Origin of the sequence: Spirillospora sp. NPDC029432, assembly GCF_040703975.1 — a bacterium.
Lineage (GTDB): Bacteria > Actinomycetota > Actinomycetes > Streptosporangiales > Streptosporangiaceae > Spirillospora.
Genome location: NZ_JBEZWH010000006.1, coordinates 221,459 through 241,482, shown reverse-complemented (window position 1 = coordinate 241,482; position 20,024 = coordinate 221,459). Strand labels below are relative to the sequence as shown.

The window sequence follows — 20,024 nt, the reverse complement described above, 5'->3', positions numbered from 1 at the left end:
GCGGGCGGCAGGGCGCCCTGCCGCCCGCGCCGTCAGCGGCCGCCGGCTCCGGCGGGGGGACGGGAGCCGTGGCGTCCCTCGGGACGGCGGGGCCGGGGCGCGGTCACGTGATCTCTCCGTTCTGGTAGGCCCGGACGAGCCTGCGCGGCACGAGGACGCGCCGCCCCTCGACGGTGATGGGGACCAGGTCGGGGCGTCGCGCCTTCCACTGCGAGCGGCGCTTGCGGGTGTTGCTGCGGGACTTCCTGCGTTTGGGGACGGCCATGGGGGAGTGCTCCTACCAGCTCGACTTGGTGACGCCGGGGAGTTCGCCGCGGTGGGCCATCTCGCGGAAGCGCACCCGCGACAGCCCGAATTTGCGCAGGTGCCCGCGGGCCCGCCCGTCGACGGCGTCGCGGTTGCGGACCCTGGTCGCGCTGGCGTCGCGCGGCTGGCGCCGGAGTTCGCGGATCGCCGCCGCGCGGATCTCCTCGGCGGTGTGCGGGCTGCGGATCAGGCGCTTGAGTTCCGCGCGGCGGGCCGCGTGGCGCGCGACGACGGCGCGGCGCCGCTCGTTCGCGGCGATCTTGCTCTTCTTGGCCATCAGACCCTCTCTCCACGGGCACGGACGCGGGCCACGGCGGCCTCGATGCCGATCCTGTCGATCGTCTTGATCGCGCGGGCGGACAGCCGCAGGCGGACGTACCGGCCCTCGCTCGGCAGCCAGTACCGCTTGCGCTGGATGTTGGGGTCGAACCGGCGCGAGGTGCGCCGGTGCGAGTGCGACACCTTCTTCCCGAACGACGGCTCGGCCCCGGTCAGCATGCAGCGGGCGGGCATCAGCGCTCCTCCCGGTACGTGACGTGCCTGCGGACGATCGGGTCGTACTTGCGCAGGGTCAGCCGGTCCGGGTCGTTCCTGCGGTTCTTGCGGGTGACGTACGTGTGGCCGGTTCCGGCGGTGGACCGGAGCTTGATCACCGGCCGGAGTTCGTTGCGGGCCATCGAACCTCCTCTCGACGCATGCAATGATAGCGATAACCGTTTTCATTTGCAGAGGGGGTCCCCGATGTCCGTTCCCGTCGTCCTGGTGGCCGGCCTGCACGGCGTGGCCCGCGCCGCCGTCGTCGACCGGCTGCTGCGCGAGCGTCCCGGCGCCCTGGCGATCCACCACGACCTGCGCGAGATCGCCGGCGGGCTGGTGACGCGCACCGTCCGGGACGCCGCCGCGACGCTGGAGCAGACCCTGGTCCGGCTGGAGCACGGCTGCGTGACCTGCACCGTCCGCGAGGACCTCATCCCGCGGCTGCTCCGGTACGCGGACCGGGCGCCGCTGCTGGTGGTGGACCTGTGGGACTGCGTCGAGCCGCGCTCGGTCGCCGAGGCCCTCGACCACCCCGGCCTGGACGGCGACATCCGGCTCGCCGGGGTGCTGACCGCGGTGGACGCCGAGCTGATGCCCACCGACATCTGCCGCGGCGAGCTGCTGTCGGAGGCGGGCAAGCCGGGCGCGGCCGGAGACGGGCGCTACCTGGCGGAGGTGCTGGCCCACCAGATCGAGTACGCCACCGCGCTCGTCGTCCCCGACACGCTGCCCGCCGCGCTGCCGCCCGCCGACGAGGACGACCTCCGGCTGTGCCGCGAGCTGCTCGGCCATCTGGCGCCGATGACGCCCGTAACCATGCCCGGCGAGCCGCTACCGCCGCTGACCGGCCCCGCGCTGTGCACCCGCGAGCTGGCGGCCCGCGTCGATCCGGCCACGGCCCAGCTGCCCTGCGCGACCCGTACCCCCGCGGCCGACACCGTGGTCTGGCACCGCACCGCGCCCCTGCACCCGGCGCGGTTCTTCGACGCCATGGACGTCCTCGCCACCGAGTCGGTGCGCAGCCGCGGCCGGTTCTGGCTCGCCAGCCGGCCCGACCGGATGCTGGCCTGGGACGCGGTGGCCGGCATCGTCACCGTGGAGGACACCGGGCCCTGGCTGGCCGCGCTTCCCGAGCCCGCCTGGGCGGACGTCCCGCCCGCCCGCAGGCTGGCCGCAGCGCTGGACTGGGCCCCCGGCCGCGGCGACCGCGTCCAGCACCTCGTCCTCACCGGCCCCGGCCTCGACCAGGACCGGATCCACGACCTGCTCGACTCGTGCCTGCTCGCACCCGACGAGACCGCCACCGCCCTGGACGACCCGTTCGCCGAGATCCTCGACCTCGACCCGACGACCTGATCGAGAACGCGCCGACCCGGGGCCGTGCTCAGGACGCCTCGGCGCCGAGCGTCCGGGCCACGGTCCGGCGGGCCGCGAGGCGGGCCGGCAGGGCGGTGAGCGCCGCCGTCGCCAGCAGGGACGCGAGCACGGCGGCGAGCAGCCACCACGCCGGGGGCGCCGTCACCTCCCCGGCACTGAAGGGCAGGATGCCCAGGGGGATGCCCGCGAGGGCGCCGGGCAGCGTCGGCAGGAGCTGCGCCGTCGACAGCCCGGCCGTGATCTGGCCGGGGGTCGCGCCCAGAGTGCGGGCGACGGCCATGGTGGGGCGGGCCTCCAGCGCGGTGGTCCAGGTGATCGTGGCGGTGTTCACGAGGGCGAGCACGAGTGCCGTCACGGTGACGGCCAGCAGGATGTGCCGTTCCTGCGCGATGCGCGCCGCGGTCGCCATGGGCGAGCCCGGATAGCCCTCGACGGGCTGCGCGTACATGATCAGCAGTGCGGTCGCCACCATCAGCGTGATCGCGATGTTGCATCCGTGCAGGAAGGCGCGGCCGGGCCGGCGGGCGATCAGGCGCAGCCCGAGCAGCAGCGGGATCGGCAGCAGCGCCGACAGCCCGTTCAGCCAGGGCCGGCGCCGGGGCCGGCGGGCGGTTCCGGCCAGCGCGGTGACGGTCGCGGTCCGCACCGCCCGCACGGTCGGGCCGCAGGTGGTGAGGAGCGCCACGGCCACGGCGACGACGGTCGTGAAGAAGACGGTGTCGCCGGACGGGCCGGCGGGGGCGGAGAGCAGGCTGGCACTGGGATTGAGGACGGCCGGCGCCGCGAGCCGCGCGATCGTCAGGCCGAGGGCGTTGGCGAGCAGCGCCAGGGTCAGGTACTCGGCGAGCAGGACCGCGGCGATGAGGCCGGGGGTGGCGCCGACGGCCTTGAGCAGCCCGGCCCGGCGGGCCTGCTTGACGGCCCGTCCCGCCGCCAGGGTGGCCACGCCCCCGATGGCCAGGAAGCCGAGCAGCCAGCTGCCGACGACCAGGATCGGCTGGGTGTCGCGGAAGATGACGAAGTCCTGCCTGGCGATGTCCTGCCAGGACCTGGTGCTCACCCACGTGTCCCCGAGCAACGAGGCCCAGGCGGGGTCGTGCCGGTTCGCCTCCTCGACCGTGGCCGGATCCCGCAGCTTCAGGTTGATGAAGGAGGTCACCGGGGCGTCGGACGCCGCCAGCGCCCGGGTGTCCGGTTCGGCCAGCCAGACCACGCCGCCGCCGTCGCTCGGCCCGCCGCCCGGGCCGATCCCCAGTCCCCACGGGTAGACCGCGCGGGCCGCGGTCACGGCGATCCCGACGACCGGCATGGGGCGGCCGGCGATGGTGACGCGGTCGCCGACCTCGACGCCCATGGCACCGGCGAAGCCGCGTTCGAGCACGGCGCCGCCGGGGCGCACCCAGGTGCCCGAGGTCACCAGCGGGCGGTCGACCCGGGCCGGTGCCGTGCCGGTGGCGTGCACCACCGCGGCCCCCGTGGAACCGTGTGCCGTGAGCTTGGTGTAGTACTGCCGGTACGGTCCGCTGTGAGCGATCACCCCGGGCGCGCGCTCCAGCGACTTCAGCGTGGTGACCGTCTTCCGGTCGGCGCCGGGGGAGAGCGCGACCATGTCCGGCCCGGCCGTGGCGTCCCGGGTCTGCCGGTAGAGCGCTTCGGTCCCTCCGGACAGTGACAGGCCGAGGGCCAGGGTGGCGGTGGCGGCGGTGATCGCGATGAGGAGCGTCCCGGCCTGGCCGGGATGGCGGCGCACGTCGGCCAGGACGAGCCGGAGCACCAGCAGGATGCGGCCCACGGCGGTCAGTCCTCCAGCCCGACCAGGTCGGCGAGGCGCCCGGAACCGCGCCCCGCCATCCAGGTGTCGTCGACGAACACCCCGTCGCGCATCGAGACCAGCCGGTCCGCGGTGGCCGCTACCCGCTGGTCGTGCGTGACCAGCACGACGGTCTGCCCGCCGGCACGCAGCTCCTCGAAGAGCCTGAGCACGTCGAGCGTCGCCGCGGTGTCCAGGTTCCCCGTCGGCTCGTCGGCCAGCAGGACCAGCGGCTCGTTGGCCATGGCGCGGGCGATGGCCACCCGCTGCCGCTGGCCTCCCGACAGCTCGCCGGGCAGATGCCGGGCGCGGTCGGCGAGCCCCATCTGCTCCAGCAGGAGGGCCGCGCGGCGCCTGGCCGCACGCCGCGAGCGGCCGGCCAGCAGCGCGGGCAGCTCCACGTTCTCCGCCGCGGACAGCTCCTCCACCAGATGGAAGGACTGGAAGACGAAGCCCACCGTCCGGCGGCGCAGCCGGGCCAGTGCCCGCTCGCTCAGCCTGTCGATCCGCTCCCCGGCCAGCCACACCTCGCCCGCGGTCGGCCGTTCCAGGCCGCCCAGCAGGTGCAGCAGCGTGGACTTCCCGCAGCCGCTCGGCCCCGTCACCGCCAGCGTCCGGCCCGCCGGAACGTCCAGCTGGACCTCGTCGACGGCCCGGACCAGGCTCTGGCCCTCGCCATGGCTCTTGGACAGGCCGCGGGCCCGCAGCACAGCGCCGAAATCGTTCATGCACCCTCCGCCTACCCCTAACGGCTAGCCAATAGATAGCGGTTAGCTGAGGTGAGCGTCAACCGCGGCCGCGTGACCTGGGACGCGGGGGCCGTACCTAGGATCGGTCGGGTGCGGACGAACGGAGAACGGCCCGAAGAGGGGTTGCCGGCGCAGGTGTCGTCGCTGCGGGCCACCCGCTGGTTCGACGACCGGCCGGTGCCCGCGGCGGAGATCGTACGGGTGCTGGAGGCGGCCCGCTGGACCGGGTCGGCGCGCAACCGGCAGCCGTGGAGGTTCCTCGTCGTCCAGGACCGCGGCCTGCTGCGGGAGCTGGGCCTGCTCGGCGCGTACGCCGCCCATCTGGCCGCCGCCCCGGTGGCGGTCGTGCTCGCCGTGGACCACGCGGCGGGAGGCCAGGACGCCGAGTTCGACGCGGGCCGGGTCGCCCAGAGCCTCATGCTCGCCGCCCACGGCCTCGGCCTCGGCAGCTGCCCGGCGTCCTTCTTCCCCGCCGCCAACGCCGAGCGGGCCGCCCGGCTGTGCGGCGTCCGGCCGCCGTGGAAGGTCCGGACCGCCATATCGCTCGGCTACCCGGCGCCCGCTCCCCGGGGCAGGTCCGCCATCCCCTCGGGACGCCTGCCGCTGGACGGCATCACGCGCTGGATCGGCTTCTGAACGTCCGGAACCCCGGTGAGCCGCCCCGCCCCCGCGGCCCCGTTCGTGATCTTTTCGTTGCCGGTGGAGACATTGTCCGCCTCCATGGCGTCGCCTAATCTCCGGATTGCTCGCTTCGACGGATGAGCGGGAAGGCCCCCGAGGGCTTTTTCGTCTCCGTGCGCGCCAGGGCGAGGGCGATCAGCGCACGCGGCCGTGGCGCCATGGACCCGACGGAGTGAAAGTGATGGTCGACGACGTCCTCGACTCGCCACCCGGGCAGGGCGCGTCCGGCGGCCGCGCGCCCCTGGGGCGGCGGATGGTCCAGGTGCTGCCGGACGGGCTGGTCGGCCGGCTGGTGCGGGCGGTCTATCCGCGCTTGGAGCCCGAACTGGCCCGGCTGCCCGAGTACGTGCCCGCCGGCGGGACGGCGGTCGATGTCGGCGGCTGGTTCGGGCCGTGGACGCGGCGCCTGGCGGACCGGGCGGACCGGGTGGTGACCCTGGAGGCCGACCCGCGGCTGGCCGGCCTGCTGCGCCGCACCTTCCCGCGGGTCGACGTCGTGCAGGCCGCGGCGTCCGACGAGTGCGGCGAGATCGACCTGTGGATCCCGGAGGGCGGGGCCCTGGCGGGCGTCTCCTCGGTGACCGCGGGCGCGGGCCGTCCCGTCCGGGTCCCCCGGGTCACCGTGGACAGCCTCCGTCTCGCCGACGTGCGTTTCATCAAGCTGGACGTCGAGGGCCACGAGCTGAACGTCCTGCGCGGGGCGGCCGAGACCGTCCGCCGCGACCGGCCCGCCTTGCTGATCGAGGTGGAGGAGCGGCACGGCCGGATGCCGGAGGTGATCGCCCTGGCGCGGGCCTGGGGCTACACCGGGCATGTGCTGCTGGACTCCGGCTGGGTCCCGCTGGCCGGCTTCGACCTGGGCGCCCACCAGCGGAGCACCGTGCACGAGCTGGACCGCGGCTTCGCCGCCAGGGCGCTGCGCCCCGGCAGGCGCTACATCAACTCCGTCCTGTTCACGACGGAACCCCCTCCTCGCGGCCGCTGATCCCCGCCCGGCCCACACTCAGAGGATGAGACCGCCGGTGGCGCGGATGTTCTGGCCGGTGATCCAGCCGCCGTCCGGGCCGGCGAGGAAGGCGACGACGTCCGCGATGTCGGACGGGCGGCCGAGGCGCCGCAGGGCGGTGAACGCGATGGTCTGCTCCAGGGCCTCGGGCGGGTTCGTGGCGCGGAGCAGGTCGGTGTCGGTCGTGCCCGGCGACACGGTGTTGACGGTGATGCCGCGCTCGCCGTACTCGCGCGCCGCGACGGCGGTGAACTGCTCCAGCGCGGCCTTGCTCGCGGAGTACATCGCGAGGCCGGGCACCGGGAGCGCGGTGTTGAGCGTGGAGATGTTGACGATGCGGCCGCCGTCGCGGAGGACCCCGCCGGCCCGGCGCATCGCCAGGAACGGGACCTTGGCGTTGACCGTCATCACCCGGTCGAACTCCTCCGCCGTGACGTCGGCGATCGGCGCGGGCGCGTTGACCGCCGCGTTGTTGACGAGGATGTCGAGGCCGCCGGCGACCGGCTCGAAGAGCGCGTCCACGCACGCGGGGTCCTCCTGGTCCGCGCGCACGGCGACGGCGCCGTCCAGTTCCCGGACGAGCTCGTCGGCCGCCGCCCGGCTCTCCTTGAAGCCGAACACCACGCGGGCGCCGTCGCGGGCGAGCCGCCGCACGATCGCCCGGCCGATCCCGCGCGTGCCGCCCGTCACGAGCGCCGTCTTCCCGGTAAGCGTCATGGCCCGGGAGACTAGCCCGCGGGCCTCCCGTTGTATTGAAGGAATGCGCGCAGCTGCAGCGGCGTGAGGCCGCTCATCGCCCGGACGTCCCGGGTGAGGTGCGGCTGGTCGGCGTACCCGCACGTCCCCGCGAGATCGAGCGTCGCGGACGGCCTGCTCAGCAGGAGCGCGACGTGCTGGAAGCGGGCGATCCGCGCGACCGTCTTGGGCGGCAGGCCGATCCGCCGCTGGAAGCCGGCCTCCAGGCGGCGCCGGGCGACGCCGAGCTCGTCGGCCAGCTCGTCGATCCGGAGCCGACCGGCCGACTCCTGGATCCGCCACCACGCGCGGGACACCATGCCGTCCCGCGACGGGTCCGGGTCCGGACGCGGTCGCAGCAGCTCCGACAGCTCCTCGTCCAGCACGGCGAACCGGGCGGCCCAGCCGCGCTCCCCGGCCACCCGGTCCGCCAGCCGCCGCGCGCGGCGGCCGAGCAGGTCGTCCGGCGGGACCCCGGTGCCCGCCAGCTCGCGCATCGGGACGCCGAGGAGCGCCGACACGCCCGCCGAGGTCAGCCCGACCGCGATCCCGTACCGCCAGCCGGTGTCGCACACGAGCGGGGTGTCCCGCGGCCCGGTGACCAGCCCCGGCCCGGCGAAGTCCACGATCAGCGTGGTCAGGCTTAGCGGCAGGACCCGGCGCCGCGGGGGCTCCGCCGTTCCGGTGCGGAAGCCCCCGTAGCCCACGACGTACGGGCGCAGCGACGGCCGCGGCCGGCCGGTGGCCAGCTCGCAGGGCACCGCCTCGACCCGCACGGAGATGGAATGGATCACGGTTCCATCATCGCGCGCCCGCCGCCGCTCGTCCCTCCTGATCGCCGAGCAGCCTGCTGGGCGTGGTCCTGCGGATGTGGACGAGGCCGTCGAACGCCCCGCGCAGCGAGGGCACGGTCATCACATGGTCCGAGCCGTCGCCGCCGCCCGCGTACGAGGGCCAGATCATCCGGGCGGTCGCCGGGGCGTCCAGCCAGGACCGGACCGGCCCGGGCGCCGGCGCGCCCAGGTCGAGCAGGTAGTCGGCACGGCGGCCCCTGCCCAGGGTGGCGTCCAGCAGGCCGGGCGGCGGCGCGGCGATCGGGTACGACCCCAGCCCGGGCCCGAAGCTGGAGGTGATGGCGCCCTGGTGGAACACCGCGCCGATCGAGACGTACCGCCGGCCCAGCCGGTCGTGCAGGTGGCCGCCCGCCATCGTGGCCCGCCAGCCACCGCCCGGGAAGCGGTAGGTGATGGCCGGCGCCTTGGACGTGTGCGCGCTCGCCGCCGAATAGGCGATCCGGCCGCCGCCCATCGTCCCCCGCCACCAGCGGAGGGTGTCGGCGATGAACGCCTCGCGGCGGGGGCTGAACCCTTCCTCCGCGAACGACTCGTACCAGCCGAGGATCGTCCGGGCATGCTGCTCGGCGTACTCGCGCGCGGTGCGCGGCGCCGTCGCCGGGACCTCGCGCACCAGATCGTACGCGGCGCGCGCGTCCTCGATGTGCCGGCGGCGCTGTTCGTCCGTCAGCCCTCGATACCACTCGAACTGGCCGTCGTCGGTGTGCCGGAGCGGGGCCAGCAGCCGCTCCAGTTCGGCCAGCCGGCCGGGCGCGACCCGCCGCACGTAGCCGGTGACCTCGTCGAAGCCGCGGTCGCGCAACCGGGTGAGATCGGCGCCCAGGAACCTCACCTGCCGGTCGTGGGCGAGGTTGTAGGAGCGCATCCAGCGCACCATGTCGAGGATCTCCTCGCTCATCCAGAACGGGAACCTCATGCCCATGACGATCTCGCGCGGGTCGCCCCGGCCCGTCGTCACGTAGCGGTCGATCTCCACTCCGTGCGAGAAGTCGTGCTCCATCGCGATCGTCCGGAAGCCCATGCGCTCCACGAGGTACCGCGCCATCCGGTGCTTGGCGCGGAACTGCTCCCGGGATCCGTGCGTGGACTCGCCCAGCCCCACCACCGCGGCCTCTCCGGCGATCCCGCGCAGCGCGCCCAGATCGTCGAGCGGCGCCCGCGGATCGGTGGTCAGGGGCACCGCGTTCCGGTCGATCCAGGCGCCCACCGCGCGTTCGCCGCCGGCCGGCCCCGCCTGCGCCGCCGCGGGGATGACCGCGACGGTGGTCGCGGTCACGCCCGCCGCCACGCCCGCCGCGGCCAGGCGCAGCGCGTACCGTCCGGTCGCCGGGGGTTCCTTGGCTCTCATGTTCCGCTCCGTTCGCCGAGTCGTCTTGGCTCGGCCCCCAGCGTCGGTGAGAGGAGCGCTCCGGAACGTCCGCTCGCGGGGGTGTCCGCGGCTACCGCATCCGTCGTACCGCCCGGTCGTCCAGGCCGCCCGCCGGCGTACGGCCGCGGCCGCTTCCCTGGCCTCGTCCTGACGCGGCGGTCCGCGACGGCGCGCGCCCCTGCCGTCCGGTCGCCCGGCGCCGTCACCACACGGCGATGACCGGCGGGTCGGACGCGCGCCGCCGCCATTCCTCGGTGAGGCGGACGAGCCGGTCCGGGGCGGCGATGCCGTGCACGCCCGCGATCCTGCCGTCCCTGATCTCGAACGCCACGGTGCCGACGACCCGGTCGCCGAGCACGGCGAGGACGGCGGGGGAGCCGTTCACCAGCCCGTGGTGGAACGCGGGGGAGCCGCCGACCAGCCGCCGCTTCGCGGGGGTGGGCCTGAACCCGGCCCGCGCGACGGCGGCGATGCGCTCGGGGGTGCGGTACAGCGCGGGCGTCCTGGCCAGGCCGGCGCCGTCGGAGATCGCGGTTGCGTCGTCGGTGAGCAGCGCGACCAGCCGTTCGGTACGGCCCGACGCGGCCGCGGCGAGGAACTCCTCGACGACCGCGCGCGCCGCCGCGGGGTCGGCCTCGCGGCCGCGGCGGCGCGCGGCGGCGACACGGCGCCGGGCCCGGTGCAGGTGCTGCTGGCTGGCGGACTCGGTGATGCCGAGGATGTCGGCGATCTCGGCATGGCCGTACGAGAAGGCCTCGCGCAGGACGTAGACGGCCCGTTCGACCGGTGAGAGCCGTTCCATGAGGGTCAGCACGGCCAGGGACACCGACTCGCGCTGCTCGGCGGTGTCGGCCGGGCCGAGCATCGGGTCGCCCTCGAGCAGCGGCTCGGGCGGCCTCGCGCCGGCGGCGTGCTCGCGGCGCGCCCGCGCGGAGCGGAGCCGGTCGAGGCACAGGTTGGTGACGATCCTGGTCAGCCAGGCCTCCGGGACCTCGATCAGCTCCCGGTCGGCGGCCTGCCAGCGCAGGAACGCGTCCTGCACGGCGTCCTCGGCGTCGGCGGCCGAGCCGAGCAGGCGGTACGCGAGCGAGGCCAGCCGGGGCCGGCCGGCCTCGAAGCGCTCGGTGGCGGTGCCGTCCACGCGGACCAACCTACGCGGCGGCCCGCTCGGCGGCCCGCTCGGGCACGGCGGCCGCGCGGTGCCTGCGCTTGGGAAGGCCGAAGGTCGGGTGCGAGATGCCCCAGAGGGCGGTCCAGAGGATCCCCGCCTTCAACCGTGCGGCCGACCGCCCGCCCACGTACCACGACTTCGGCCGCGCAGCGCCGTCGACGAGTTGCATGATCCCGTCCCGCCGGCCGAGGCTGATGTGGTTGCCGACGTACACCAGCCTGGTGCTGGAGATCCGGTGGCCGGTCAGCCGCCCGGCGATCGCGTCGGTCGCCTGCATGCCGGTGAAGCCCGCCGAGGCGCAGGACATCGGCAGCGGCCGGCCGTTCTCGCCGATCGCGTACGCGCTGTCGCCGGCGGCGTAGACGTCCGGGTGCGAGACCGAGCGCATGGTGGCGTCGACGACGATCTGCCCGGTGCCGGCGACCTCCAGGCCGGCGGCGGCCGCGATGGGGGAGGCGGCGAACCCGGCCGCCCACACGGTCGCGTCGGCCAGGAAGCGGGTGCCGCCGGCGCCGGCCGCGTGCGCCGGCCCGACGGACTCGATGGCGGTGTGCTCGTGGACGGTGACGCCGAGCCGGTCGAAGGCCCGGCGCAGGTGGCGGCGGGCGCCGGGGGAGAGCGCGGCGCCCAGCTCGCCCCGGGCCGCGAGCGCGACCGACAGGCCGGGGCGCGACTCGGCGATCTCGGCGGCGGTCTCGATCCCGGTCAGGCCCTCGCCGACGACCAGCACGTTCGCGCCCTCGCCCAGGCCGTCCAGGCGCTCGCGCAGGCGCAGCGCCGAAGGGCGGGCGGCGACGTCGAAGGCGTACTCGGCGACGCCGGGGACGCCGCGGTCGGCGGCGCGGCTGCCGAGCGTGTAGAGGAGGGTGTCGTACGCGAGCTCGTCGTCGCCGTTCCCGTCGGTCACCGCGACGGTCCTGCGCTCGGGGTCCACGGCGGTGACGCGCGCCAGGCGCAGCCGCACCCCGGTGCCCGCGAACACGTCGGCCAGCTCGCGTTTCCTGAGCTCCTGGCCGGCCGCGAGCTGGTGGAGCCGCAGCCGCTCGACGAACCCGGGCTCGGCGTTCACCACGGTGATCTCGGTGTCGGCCGGGGAGAGGCGGCGGGCGAGGTTCCCGGCGGCGTAGGCCCCGGCGTACCCGGCGCCGAGGACGAGGATGCGGTGCTTCATGGTGTCGCTCCTGTCAGGTTCGCTTCCTTGCCCCCTTGAGCGGGACAGGTCCCGGATTCCTGACAGGAGCGGGGTGTGAAGCGCGTCACCGCACCTTCCGCACGCGGGTGGTCTCGGTGCCGAGGGAGGTGCCGTCGGCGCTCACGGGCGCGATCTCCGGAACCGGGGTGCCGTGCCGGTCGACGAGGACCGAGTGGGCCTCGCCGGGGGCGAAGGCGTGGCGTTCCCCCCACTGCCGCAGGGTGACGACGACCGGGAAGAGATCGCGCCCCGCGTCGGTGAGCACGTACTCCCGCCGGCGGCCCGAGGGGGCGGTCCGCTGCGCGAGGAGGCCGTTCGCGGTGAGCTTGCGGAGGCGGTCGGTGAGGATGTTGCGCGCGATGCCCGTGCGCCGCTGGAACTCGGTGAACGACCGTGCCCCGTCCATCGCGTCGCGGACGACGAGCAGGCTCCACCTGTCGCCGACGAGGTCGAGCGTGCGGGCGACGGGGCAGTCCGGGTCCGTCCAGCCGGCGTCCGGGGCGCGCGTGGTGGGGCGCGGCATGGCACCTCCCGATGAGTTGCGGATTGAAACCATTGTGCCGTACGGTCCGATCGGTTGCAATTTGCTACTAATCGAGATGGGGTCGCGATGGACAGGGGGCGGCGGGCGCTGCTCGCGGTGGTGTGCGGTGTCGCGGTGGCGGGCGTGTACGCCGCGCAGCCCGTACTGGAGCCGATGGGGCGCGATCTCGGAGTGCCGGCGGGCCTCACCGGATGGATCGTCGCCGCCGGCCAGGTCGGGTACCTGGCGGGGCTGGTGCTGCTGGTGCCGCTCGGCGATGTGATCGACAGGCGTCCGCTCATCGCCGGGCACCTGGCCCTCATCGCGGTGGGCGCGACCCTGACGGCCGCGGCCCCGGCCGCGTGGGCGGCGTTCGCCGGGCTCGCGACGGCGGGGTTGTTCGCGGTCGTGGTGCAGACCGCGGTCGCCTACGCCGCGGCGGTCTCGCCGCCCACCGAACGCGGACGGAGCATCGGTGTCGTGACCTCGGGCGTCGTGGCCGGCATCCTGGGCGCCCGCGCGGTCGCCGGCGCCCTCGCCGAGATGTGGGGCTGGCGGAGCGTCTACGCCGTGCTGGCGGTGCTGTCGCTCGCGCTCGCGGCGCTCGTCCTCGCCGTACTGCCGCCGGAGGGGCGCACCCGCCGGCCCGCGGGGTACGGGCACGCCATCGCCTCGCTCGGCGGACTGTTCGGGCAGCGCTTCTTCCTCACGCGCGGGCTCATCGCGTTCTTCCTGTTCGCGTCGTTCGGAACGCTGTGGAGCGGGCTGTCCCTGCCGCTGGCGGACGGGCCGTGGCGGCTGAGCGAGAGTCAGATCGGGCTGTTCGGCATCGCGGGCCTCGCCGGTGCGCTCGGCGCGGCGCGCGCGGGACGGTGGGCGGACGCGGGGCGGGCGGCTCCGGTCACCGGTCTCGCGCTCTCCCTGCTCGTCCTGGCGTGGGCGGCGATAGCCCAGCTGCCGCGCTCGCTGTGGCTCCTCATCGCCGGGATCGTGGTCCTCGACCTCGCGGTCCAGGCCGTGCACGTGAGCGGCCAGCACCTGCTCACCGCCGCCTATCCGGATCGCACCAGCGGCGCCATCGGCGGCTACATGGTCTTCTACTCGCTCGGCTCCGCCCTCGGCGCGGCGGCGACCACCGCCGTCTACGCCGTCCACGGCTGGGCGGGCACCAGCCTCCTCGGAGCCGGATTCGCGGCCTGCGCGCTGGCCGTCTGGGCGACCGGCGGGCGCCCGCCTGCCGGCACCGCCGACCGCCGGTCCCCGGCCACCCTCCGTTATAGTCATGAACATTGATCGTCAATATTCATGACCGACTTCGGGGAGTGCTCCACCATGGCGAGCGAGACCGGGCCCGACCTGGGCGTGCTGACCGGCCGGCTGATGCGCGCGATCCAGGACGAGCTGTTCCAGCGGCTGGCCGAGCGGGGCCATCCCGACGTCCGGCCCCGGCACGGCACGGTCCTGGCCCACCTGCACGCGGGCGGGCTGCGCGCCACCGACCTGGCCGAACGCTCCGGCCAGCACAAGCAGATCGTCGGAACGATCGTCGACGAGCTCGTCCGGCTCGGCTACGTCAGCCGCGAACCCGACCCGGCCGACCGGCGCGCCAAGCTCATCGTCCCCACCGCCCGCGGCAAGGACGAGATCGCCACCGCGCGCTCCATCCTGGCGGCGATGGAGGAGCGCCACGAGCGGGCGCTGGGGGGCGGCACGTTCACGGACTTCAAGCGGATGCTCCAGCGGATCACCGAGCAACAGCGCGACTGGCGCTCTCAGGAGGACGGTGACGTGCCGGGGATTTAGTCACGAAGCTTGACTATCAAGAATCGTGACTATAGCTTGGTTCCAGAGAGACCGGGAGCGGCTCTCCCTCCGCCACGGAGGGCCAGGGGTGCCCCCGCCGATCCACCCGCGCCGGCCGCCCGCCGGCGCGGTTCGGGACCTCCTGGAAAGAGCCGTCACCATGAGCACCTCCATCGCCGCCCGCCGGCTGCACGCGGACTTCGCCGGCCCGGTGCACCTGCCCGGAGCCACCGGATACGAGCGGCTCCGCGGCACCCCGTTCGCGCCGGTCGACCCGCGGCCCGCGCTGGTCGCCGAGGCGACCGGCACGGAGGACGTGCGGGCGGCGGTCCTGGCGGCCCGCGAGGCCGGCACGGGCCTGGCGGTGCAGGCCACCGGGCACGGCACCCACACGGCCTGCGACGGCCGGCTGCTGCTGAGGACGTCCCGGATGGCCGGCGTGCTCGTCGATCCGCACCGCCGCCTCGCCCGCGTCGGTCCCGGCACCCGCTGGGAACGGGTCCTCGCGGCCGCCGCGCCGTTCGGCCTGGCCGGCCTGTCGGGATCGCACCCGGGCGTCGGCGTCACCGGCTACACCCTCGGCGGCGGCATGGGCTGGCTCTCCCGCGCGTACGGCTTCGCCGCCGACAGCGTGCTGCGCGCCCAGGTCGTCACGGCCGGCGGACGGCTCGTGACCGCGTCCCCCGAGAGCCACCCCGACCTGTTCTGGGCGCTGCGCGGAGGAGGCGGCAACTTCGGCGTGGTCACCGCGCTGGAGTTCCGGCTGTACCCGGTGGCCGAGGTCTTCGCCGGTACGGCCTGCTTCCCGGCCGAGCGCGCCGCCGAGATCGTCGCCCGCTACCGCGACTGGATCGGCGGGGTGCCCGACGAGCTCAGCACCGCGCTGGTGTTCACCTCGATGCCCGACGCGCCCGAGGCGCACCCGTCCGTCCGCGGCCGCCGCGTCCTGCAGCTCAAGGTGCTGTACGCCGGGGAGGCCGGCCAGGCCCGGCGCCTGCTGCGGCCGCTGACGCGGGCCGCCGGCCCGGCGCTCACCGAGGACTTCCGCGCCCTGCCGTACGCTGAGGCCGAGATGGGCGGCACCGCCCCCGCCCAGGTGGACCTGCTGGAGGAACTGCCGGACGCGGCGATCGCGGCGATCGTGCGCGCCGCCGGATCAGACGGCGGGCCGGCGGTGGAGATCCGCCACTGGGCCGGTGCGATGGGGCGCCCGGGCCCCGAGGCAGGACCGGCAGGCCCCCGCGCCACCCGCCTCTCGGTGATCGCCGACAGGCGGACGCCGGCCCTGGCCCGCGCCCTGCGCCCCTACAGCGGCGGCGCGTTCCTGAACTTCCTGCACGATCCCGCCCGGACCGCCGACGCCTACAGCGGCGCCGACCACCGCCGGCTGGCGGACGTCAAGCGCGGGTACGACCCCGAGAACGTCTTCGGCCTCGTCCACAACATCCCGCCCGCCCCGGCCGCCGCCGCCCGCACCGCCGGATGAGACGGCCGTGGTCGCACTCGCGGCCCGGCCAAGCACGGCGGACCCTTTCCGCGCGCGGGAGCGGCTGCGACAATCTCGCGGCAGGACCCACCCCAGGGAGCGCGGTGTTTCGCAGGAGCGTACGGAGCCAGACCGGGAAGTTCGGCACCGAACTGGAGGCGGTGAAGGCGCACACCGCGGCGGGCCGCTGGCGTGACGCGGTGCTCGCGAGCATGCGGGCGGAGCGCATCATCACGCGGTCGCAGCGCGCGGAGCCGTACGATCTCCAGCACACGTGGGTGCTCGGCTCGACCTGCTACGACCAGGCCCTGCTGTGGGACCGGCTCGGCAGGGGCCGCCAGGCCGTCAGCGCCGCCCGCAGGGCGCTGTGGGCCTACCACTTCCTGGACCCGTCGAAGGGCGTCGCGGGCCGCGTGCGGGAGGCGCTCGCCGGCGGCGGGCCCGAGGCGGCGGACGGCGCCCCGGCCACCCCGGCGGAGCTGATGGCGCACGCCGCGGACGCGCGGGCGCGGCTGGCCCGCCTCCTCGCCAAGTACCGGAACGAGCGCCGCCGCGGCGACGAATCGATCATCGAGCGCTACCGCGGCCGCTCGGTGCCCGGCGAGGTCGACCTCCTGGGCCAGGACGCGATCGGCGTGTACACGGAGCTGATCGAGGCATCGCACTACGGGCGCGACGACCTCGACCGCGTCGAGCAGCAGTACCGGGCCGCGCTGGAACACCTGCGATGAGCCCCTCCCGGGACGCGGCCACGGCCACGTTCCGGATGCCGTGGACGCCGTTCATCGTGACGAGCACGGTGAGCGGCGCCGGGATCGCGGGCCTGCGGCGCGCCGGGCTCTCAGCCCGTCCCGGCGGCCGCGCCGTGGTGGGCGCGGATCAGGGCGATCACGGTGCCGGCGGTGCGGTCGAGGTGGGTGCGGCCGTCGGGCAGCCGCGCGGCCGGGCTGATGTAGCTGCGCCGCCCTATGTGGGTGGCCGGATCGAGCCGGTGGACGGTGACCTTCCCGGCGCGGCGGGCCCGGTTCCAGCCGCTGCGGCGGAGCACCCGCCAGCGCTGCGGGAAGATCCAGGCGCCCACCCGTTCGATGTGGTCCGCGGCGCTGGTGAGCTGGTGGAGGTGGTCGGCGCCGGTGAGGTCGTTGGCGCCGTTGTGGAACCCGCCGATGTTGATCAGCAGCAGCGGAGCGCGCAGCCGCTCGCGCAGTTCGCCGGCCGCGCCGGTGGCGACCTGGGCGCCGCCGCTGTAGCTGAGCAGCACCACCGGGATCCCGCTGCCGGGCCGGTAGCCGGCGTACCGCAGCTGGCCGGCGATCTGGGCGCCGACGGCGCGGTTGTACAGCGGCCGGTACCGGCGGTCGGCGGCGACGAAGATCTGCATGACGTTGTGCAGGAAGAGCAGCAGCCCGATGTGGCGGCGGAGCCACGCCCACACGGGCCGGTCCAGGAGCGGGGCGGCCACCGGCGAGTACGGCTGCACCTGGCCCAGCACCCGCAGCTCGGGGGCGCCGGCGATGATCGCCTTGACCAGCTGGCCCCCGTCGCGGGTGTCGCGGAACTGGCGCTTCCCGATGCCGTCCAGGTAGACCACGTAGGCGTCCGGCGGACGGTCGGCGTCCGCGCCCCGGGCGTACGGCACGCCCTGCGGTAGCTCGCCGGCGGGAGTCCGCCAGCCGGCGATGAAGACCATCACCTCGTAGCGCGCGAGGAGCGCCTCGGCGAGCAGGACCGCGCCGAGCGCCAGGGCGAGCAGGGGGAACCAGTTCATGCGAGCGGCTCCCGAGCACCGGTGGCGAGGGCCGCCGCGAACAGGCGCCGGACGGCGTCGACGGCGGCGGCGAGCCCGAACCCGGCGAGCGCGACGCATCCGGCGGCGGCCCACCAGCCCAGGCCCGTCGCCGCGGCGAGCGGTCCGGCCAGTCCGGCCCCGACGCCCACGAGGAGCAGCAGGTGCAGCAGGGGGCCGAGCAGCGGGAACGCGATGACGGCGGCGAGCAGCAGCGGGGCGATCAGGCCGGGCGTCCAGGACGGCGCGGGCCCCGCCGGGGGAGCGGACGCCACCAGTTCGGCGAGGGCGCCCGCGGTCACCGGCCACAGCGCGATGACGGCGCTCTCGACCACCGACCCGATCAGCAGCAGCCCGACCATGATGTGCGGCGACATGCCGGACCGGCGGGACACGAGGGGCAGGATCCGCCCGGCGGCCTCGGACAGCCCGGCGGCCAGCAGCAGGACGGCGACGGCGGGTGACATCGGTCAGCGCTCCCCGGCCGGTTTTGCGTGGGCCGGCGGGACGGTCCGGCCGGCGCGGTTCAGGTAGTGCTCGAGTTCGTCGGCGGCTCGCAGGTGGCCGCCCGCCTCGCGCTGGACGGCCCGCAGGATGGCGGCCGCGTCCCGGAAGCGCGGCTCGCCGAGCAGGCGCCGGGCGAGGGCGCGCACGGACTCCTCGGTGACGTCCCGCACGCCGATCGACAGGCCGGCGCCGAGCTCGGCGACCCGCCGGGCCACCAGCGGCTGGTCGGCGCCGTGCGGGACCACCAGCATCGGGACGCCGGCGTGCGTGGCCTCGTTGACGCTGTTCATCCCGCCGTGGGTGACGAACATCGCGGCGCGGGCCAGCACCTCCGGCTGCGGGACGAACGGGAGGGCGAGCACGTTGGCCGGCAGCGGATCCAGCGCGGCCGGGTCGGCGGACCCGGTGGAGACGACCACGGTGCCGGCCAGCGGCGCGAGCGCGGCCGCGAAGGTCCGCAGCAGCCGCGGGTTCGGATCGATCACCGTGCCCAGCGAGGCGTACAGCACCGGGTCGCGCAGCCGGTCCGCGGGGAAGGACGGGTCCGGCGGGCGGGCGCCGAGGCTCGGGCCGACGAACCGGTACGACCCGTCGAAGGCGTCGGCGCCGGGCTGGAACGTGCGCGAGGTGTAGACGAGGTTGAGCGGCTGCCGGACGTTCGCCAGGTCCAGCAGCGGCAGCCCGCGCGTGTCGTGGCGGCGGTGCAGCAGCCACCGCGACCGCAGGTAGGCCGCGGCGTCGCGGGGCCGGGCCGCCGCCTCGGCGAGCAGCTCCCAGGAGGCGCGGGTGGGGCTGGGCACGGACCCGTTGAACGCGAACGTGGTGAACGACGCCGCCGCCGGCACCCCGAGCTCGGCGGCGGCGACCGCGCCCCACGGGCAGGCCGAGCCGTGGACGATCAGGTCCGGCCGGTCGCGCCGCAGATCCGACAGCACGGCGGGCAGCACCTCGACGGCCGTACGCGCGAGCCCGCCCAGCATCGTGACCGGCGTCGGCGGGTCCGGGAGCGGCCGGTCGCCTCCCGGGTAGAGCCGCACGGCCGCGCCGGCGGCCTCGATCTCCTTCGCGAACGCGGGGGAGGCGTGGTAGGTGACGGTGTGCCCGCGGCGGACGAGCTCGGCCACGACCGGCAGTGTCGGGTTGATGTGCCCGTGCATGCCGATGTTGAGGAACGCGATGGTGCTCACGCGCGGGCCTCCGATGCGGAGCCGTCCCGGTACAGGCCGGGCCCGGTGATGCGCAGCCGGTCGAGAAAGCGCCCCGCGGCCAGCGCGGCGGTGTCGATCAGCCGCTGGGAATGCCCGAAGTCCCAGGGCGCGGGCCAGGCGTCGACCCCGGTCGGCATCACGACGGTCGGGACCTGCCGGGCCACCTCGCGCAGATCGCGCTCGATCTGATGGTGCAACAGCAGCAGCCCGGCCCGGACGGCGACCGCGCCCGCCCGCCGCGGCGGCACGGCGGGGCGCGGCGACCACCACTCCGGCCCGGTCGACAGCACGACGACGCTCGCGGCCCCGGCCGCCAGGGCGGCCAGGACCGGGACGTAGGCGATCACCCCGCCGTCGACGAGCGTCCGGCCGTCCCGGACCACCGGGGGCAGGACCCCCGGGATCGCCGCGCTGGCCAGCAGCGCGGACTCCAGATCGCCGCGGTCGAGCAGCACCTGGTCGCCGGTGACCAGGTCCATGGCCACCGCGGTGAACGGGACCTCCAGCCGCTCGATCCGCGCCGGCAGCCCCGCCCGGCCGATCAGCCCGCGCAGCCCCCGGTCGGAGAAGACCCCGGCCCGCCGCGGCAGGTAGCCGAACGGGAACACCTCGCGGCGGCGCAGCCTCGTCCAGACGGCCTCCAGCCGCGCCGCGGCCCCGCGGGGATGGGCGGCCGCGATCGCTCCGCTGAGCGCGCCCACCGACGTCCCGAAGATCATGTCCGGGACGAAGCCGCGCCGCTCCAGCGCGTACCCGACACCGCAGTGCGCGGCCCCGTACACGCCCCCGGCTCCCACCACGGCCGCCACGGGACGGGGAAGGCCGTCCAGACCCGCCGGTTCCGCCTCTCCGGCCGGCCGCCCCGCCGGCGCGGCACGCGTGCCCCTCATGGCCCACCCTCTCCCATCGCCTGGGAACGTGCTG

Annotated in this window: 23 protein-coding genes; 7 read left to right on the top strand and 16 right to left on the bottom strand. The window is 75.6% G+C overall.

The genetic code is table 11. The annotated features are described in order from the left end of the window. Window positions 1-103: 103 nt before the first annotated feature. Genes rpmF through rpmG form a run of 4 tightly spaced genes read right to left on the bottom strand, consistent with a single transcriptional unit; the run spans window position 104 to window position 983 of the window. Complete coding sequence (gene rpmF / locus AB0881_RS07350; protein ID WP_366615026.1) at window positions 104-265, bottom strand: 50S ribosomal protein L32; 162 nt, start codon at window positions 263-265, stop codon at window positions 104-106. Window positions 266-277: 12 nt separating this feature from the next. Then, a complete protein-coding gene (gene rpsN / locus AB0881_RS07345; RefSeq protein WP_366615025.1) occupies window positions 278-583 on the bottom strand; it encodes a 30S ribosomal protein S14 in 306 nt (101 codons plus the stop codon). Then, complete coding sequence (rpmB, locus tag AB0881_RS07340) at window positions 583-819, bottom strand: 50S ribosomal protein L28 (protein WP_366615024.1); 237 nt, start codon at window positions 817-819, stop codon at window positions 583-585. Before rpmB ends, rpsN begins: the two co-directional genes overlap by 1 nt. After that, complete coding sequence (rpmG, locus tag AB0881_RS07335; RefSeq protein WP_366615023.1) at window positions 819-983, bottom strand: 50S ribosomal protein L33; 165 nt, start codon at window positions 981-983, stop codon at window positions 819-821. Before rpmG ends, rpmB begins: the two co-directional genes overlap by 1 nt. 64 nt (window positions 984-1,047) lie before the next feature. On the opposite strand from rpmG, the gene AB0881_RS07330 reads away from it, so the two are divergent. Further along, window positions 1,048-2,199 carry a GTP-binding protein gene (locus tag AB0881_RS07330; protein ID WP_366615022.1) on the top strand — a complete coding sequence of 384 codons (1,152 nt, stop codon included), beginning with the start codon at window positions 1,048-1,050 and terminating at the stop codon, window positions 2,197-2,199. 28 nt (window positions 2,200-2,227) lie between these two features. On the opposite strand, the gene AB0881_RS07325 is transcribed toward AB0881_RS07330, so the two are convergent. Together AB0881_RS07325 and AB0881_RS07320 are read right to left on the bottom strand one after the other, a co-directional pair. Further along, window positions 2,228-4,012, bottom strand: coding sequence for an FtsX-like permease family protein (locus AB0881_RS07325; protein WP_366615020.1), 1,785 nt, complete (start codon window positions 4,010-4,012; stop codon window positions 2,228-2,230). A 5-nt stretch (window positions 4,013-4,017) separates the two neighbouring features. Continuing rightward, window positions 4,018-4,758, bottom strand: coding sequence for an ABC transporter ATP-binding protein (locus AB0881_RS07320; RefSeq protein WP_366615019.1), 741 nt, complete (start codon window positions 4,756-4,758; stop codon window positions 4,018-4,020). Between the two features lie 111 nt (window positions 4,759-4,869). Between AB0881_RS07320 and AB0881_RS07315 the strand changes: the two genes are divergently transcribed. Continuing rightward, window positions 4,870-5,415 carry a nitroreductase family protein gene (locus AB0881_RS07315; protein WP_366615018.1) on the top strand — a complete coding sequence of 182 codons (546 nt, stop codon included), beginning with the start codon at window positions 4,870-4,872 and terminating at the stop codon, window positions 5,413-5,415. A gap of 226 nt (window positions 5,416-5,641) precedes the next feature. Beyond that, a complete protein-coding gene (locus tag AB0881_RS07310; RefSeq protein WP_366615016.1) occupies window positions 5,642-6,445 on the top strand; it encodes an FkbM family methyltransferase in 804 nt (267 codons plus the stop codon). 18 nt (window positions 6,446-6,463) lie between these two features. On the opposite strand, the gene AB0881_RS07305 is transcribed toward AB0881_RS07310, so the two are convergent. The 6 genes from AB0881_RS07305 to AB0881_RS07280 all read right to left on the bottom strand — a co-directional run bounded on the left by AB0881_RS07305 (window position 6,464) and on the right by AB0881_RS07280 (window position 12,310). Beyond that, a complete protein-coding gene (locus AB0881_RS07305; RefSeq protein WP_366615014.1) occupies window positions 6,464-7,183 on the bottom strand; it encodes an SDR family oxidoreductase in 720 nt (239 codons plus the stop codon). A gap of 11 nt (window positions 7,184-7,194) precedes the next feature. Beyond that, window positions 7,195-7,995 (bottom strand): helix-turn-helix transcriptional regulator, encoded by an 801-nt coding sequence (locus AB0881_RS07300; RefSeq protein ID WP_366615013.1) that lies wholly within the window; start codon window positions 7,993-7,995, stop codon window positions 7,195-7,197. Between the two features lie 7 nt (window positions 7,996-8,002). After that, entirely contained in the window at window positions 8,003-9,403 is a 1,401-nt protein-coding gene (locus AB0881_RS07295) for an erythromycin esterase family protein (RefSeq protein WP_366615011.1), read from the bottom strand. 223 nt (window positions 9,404-9,626) lie between these two features. Then, entirely contained in the window at window positions 9,627-10,565 is a 939-nt protein-coding gene (locus AB0881_RS07290) for a sigma-70 family RNA polymerase sigma factor (RefSeq protein WP_366615010.1), read from the bottom strand. Window positions 10,566-10,575: 10 nt separating this feature from the next. Further along, the gene (locus AB0881_RS07285; RefSeq protein WP_366615008.1) at window positions 10,576-11,766 is read right to left on the bottom strand and encodes an FAD-dependent oxidoreductase; all 1,191 of its coding nucleotides are present in this window, start codon (window positions 11,764-11,766) and stop codon (window positions 10,576-10,578) included. An 85-nt stretch (window positions 11,767-11,851) separates the two neighbouring features. Beyond that, on the bottom strand, window positions 11,852-12,310 hold the full coding sequence (locus AB0881_RS07280; protein WP_366615006.1) for a helix-turn-helix domain-containing protein: 459 nt from the start codon (window positions 12,308-12,310) through the stop codon (window positions 11,852-11,854). An 87-nt stretch (window positions 12,311-12,397) separates the two neighbouring features. On the opposite strand from AB0881_RS07280, the gene AB0881_RS07275 reads away from it, so the two are divergent. The 4 genes from AB0881_RS07275 (at window position 12,398) to AB0881_RS07260 (ending at window position 16,330) form a co-directional block, all read left to right on the top strand. Next, window positions 12,398-13,603: an MFS transporter gene (locus tag AB0881_RS07275; protein ID WP_366615004.1), complete on the top strand. Its 1,206-nt coding sequence runs from the start codon at window positions 12,398-12,400 to the stop codon at window positions 13,601-13,603. A 12-nt stretch (window positions 13,604-13,615) separates the two neighbouring features. After that, window positions 13,616-14,113, top strand: a complete 498-nt coding sequence (locus tag AB0881_RS07270) for a MarR family winged helix-turn-helix transcriptional regulator (RefSeq protein ID WP_366615002.1) — start codon at window positions 13,616-13,618, stop codon at window positions 14,111-14,113. Between the two features lie 160 nt (window positions 14,114-14,273). Then, window positions 14,274-15,599 (top strand): FAD-binding protein, encoded by a 1,326-nt coding sequence (locus AB0881_RS07265; protein ID WP_366615000.1) that lies wholly within the window; start codon window positions 14,274-14,276, stop codon window positions 15,597-15,599. Window positions 15,600-15,703: 104 nt separating this feature from the next. Further along, window positions 15,704-16,330, top strand: coding sequence for a hypothetical protein (locus AB0881_RS07260; protein ID WP_366614998.1), 627 nt, complete (start codon window positions 15,704-15,706; stop codon window positions 16,328-16,330). A gap of 110 nt (window positions 16,331-16,440) precedes the next feature. Here AB0881_RS07260 and AB0881_RS07255 read toward each other — a convergent pair whose 3' ends face one another. Genes AB0881_RS07255 through AB0881_RS07240 form a run of 4 tightly spaced genes read right to left on the bottom strand, consistent with a single transcriptional unit; the run spans window position 16,441 to window position 19,990 of the window. Next, window positions 16,441-17,367 (bottom strand): hypothetical protein, encoded by a 927-nt coding sequence (locus tag AB0881_RS07255; RefSeq protein WP_366614996.1) that lies wholly within the window; start codon window positions 17,365-17,367, stop codon window positions 16,441-16,443. Continuing rightward, window positions 17,364-17,852 (bottom strand): hypothetical protein, encoded by a 489-nt coding sequence (locus AB0881_RS07250; protein WP_366614995.1) that lies wholly within the window; start codon window positions 17,850-17,852, stop codon window positions 17,364-17,366. Before AB0881_RS07250 ends, AB0881_RS07255 begins: the two co-directional genes overlap by 4 nt. A gap of 3 nt (window positions 17,853-17,855) precedes the next feature. Beyond that, window positions 17,856-19,079 (bottom strand): macrolide family glycosyltransferase, encoded by a 1,224-nt coding sequence (locus AB0881_RS07245; protein WP_366614993.1) that lies wholly within the window; start codon window positions 19,077-19,079, stop codon window positions 17,856-17,858. Continuing rightward, window positions 19,076-19,990, bottom strand: coding sequence for a patatin-like phospholipase family protein (locus tag AB0881_RS07240; RefSeq protein WP_366614992.1), 915 nt, complete (start codon window positions 19,988-19,990; stop codon window positions 19,076-19,078). Before AB0881_RS07240 ends, AB0881_RS07245 begins: the two co-directional genes overlap by 4 nt. Window positions 19,991-20,024: the final 34 nt, after the last annotated feature.

Bases quoted from the DNA above. Each gene is read 5' to 3' on its own strand.
- AB0881_RS07310 (WP_366615016.1), top strand. From the start codon at position 5,642: ATGGTCGACGACGTCCTCGACTCGCCACCCGGGCAGGGCGCGTCCGGC.
- AB0881_RS07295 (WP_366615011.1), bottom strand. From the start codon at position 9,403: ATGAGAGCCAAGGAACCCCCGGCGACCGGACGGTACGCGCTGCGCCTG.
- rpmF (WP_366615026.1), bottom strand. From the start codon at position 265: ATGGCCGTCCCCAAACGCAGGAAGTCCCGCAGCAACACCCGCAAGCGC.
- rpmB (WP_366615024.1), bottom strand. From the start codon at position 819: ATGCCCGCCCGCTGCATGCTGACCGGGGCCGAGCCGTCGTTCGGGAAG.
- AB0881_RS07285 (WP_366615008.1), bottom strand. From the start codon at position 11,766: ATGAAGCACCGCATCCTCGTCCTCGGCGCCGGGTACGCCGGGGCCTAC.
- AB0881_RS07250 (WP_366614995.1), bottom strand. From the start codon at position 17,852: ATGTCACCCGCCGTCGCCGTCCTGCTGCTGGCCGCCGGGCTGTCCGAG.
- AB0881_RS07330 (WP_366615022.1), top strand. From the start codon at position 1,048: ATGTCCGTTCCCGTCGTCCTGGTGGCCGGCCTGCACGGCGTGGCCCGC.
- AB0881_RS07320 (WP_366615019.1), bottom strand. From the start codon at position 4,758: ATGAACGATTTCGGCGCTGTGCTGCGGGCCCGCGGCCTGTCCAAGAGC.
- AB0881_RS07305 (WP_366615014.1), bottom strand. From the start codon at position 7,183: ATGACGCTTACCGGGAAGACGGCGCTCGTGACGGGCGGCACGCGCGGG.
- AB0881_RS07275 (WP_366615004.1), top strand. From the start codon at position 12,398: ATGGACAGGGGGCGGCGGGCGCTGCTCGCGGTGGTGTGCGGTGTCGCG.
- AB0881_RS07255 (WP_366614996.1), bottom strand. From the start codon at position 17,367: ATGAACTGGTTCCCCCTGCTCGCCCTGGCGCTCGGCGCGGTCCTGCTC.
- AB0881_RS07240 (WP_366614992.1), bottom strand. From the start codon at position 19,990: ATGAGGGGCACGCGTGCCGCGCCGGCGGGGCGGCCGGCCGGAGAGGCG.
- AB0881_RS07265 (WP_366615000.1), top strand. From the start codon at position 14,274: ATGAGCACCTCCATCGCCGCCCGCCGGCTGCACGCGGACTTCGCCGGC.
- AB0881_RS07270 (WP_366615002.1), top strand. From the start codon at position 13,616: ATGACCGACTTCGGGGAGTGCTCCACCATGGCGAGCGAGACCGGGCCC.
- AB0881_RS07280 (WP_366615006.1), bottom strand. From the start codon at position 12,310: ATGCCGCGCCCCACCACGCGCGCCCCGGACGCCGGCTGGACGGACCCG.
- rpsN (WP_366615025.1), bottom strand. From the start codon at position 583: ATGGCCAAGAAGAGCAAGATCGCCGCGAACGAGCGGCGCCGCGCCGTC.
- rpmG (WP_366615023.1), bottom strand. From the start codon at position 983: ATGGCCCGCAACGAACTCCGGCCGGTGATCAAGCTCCGGTCCACCGCC.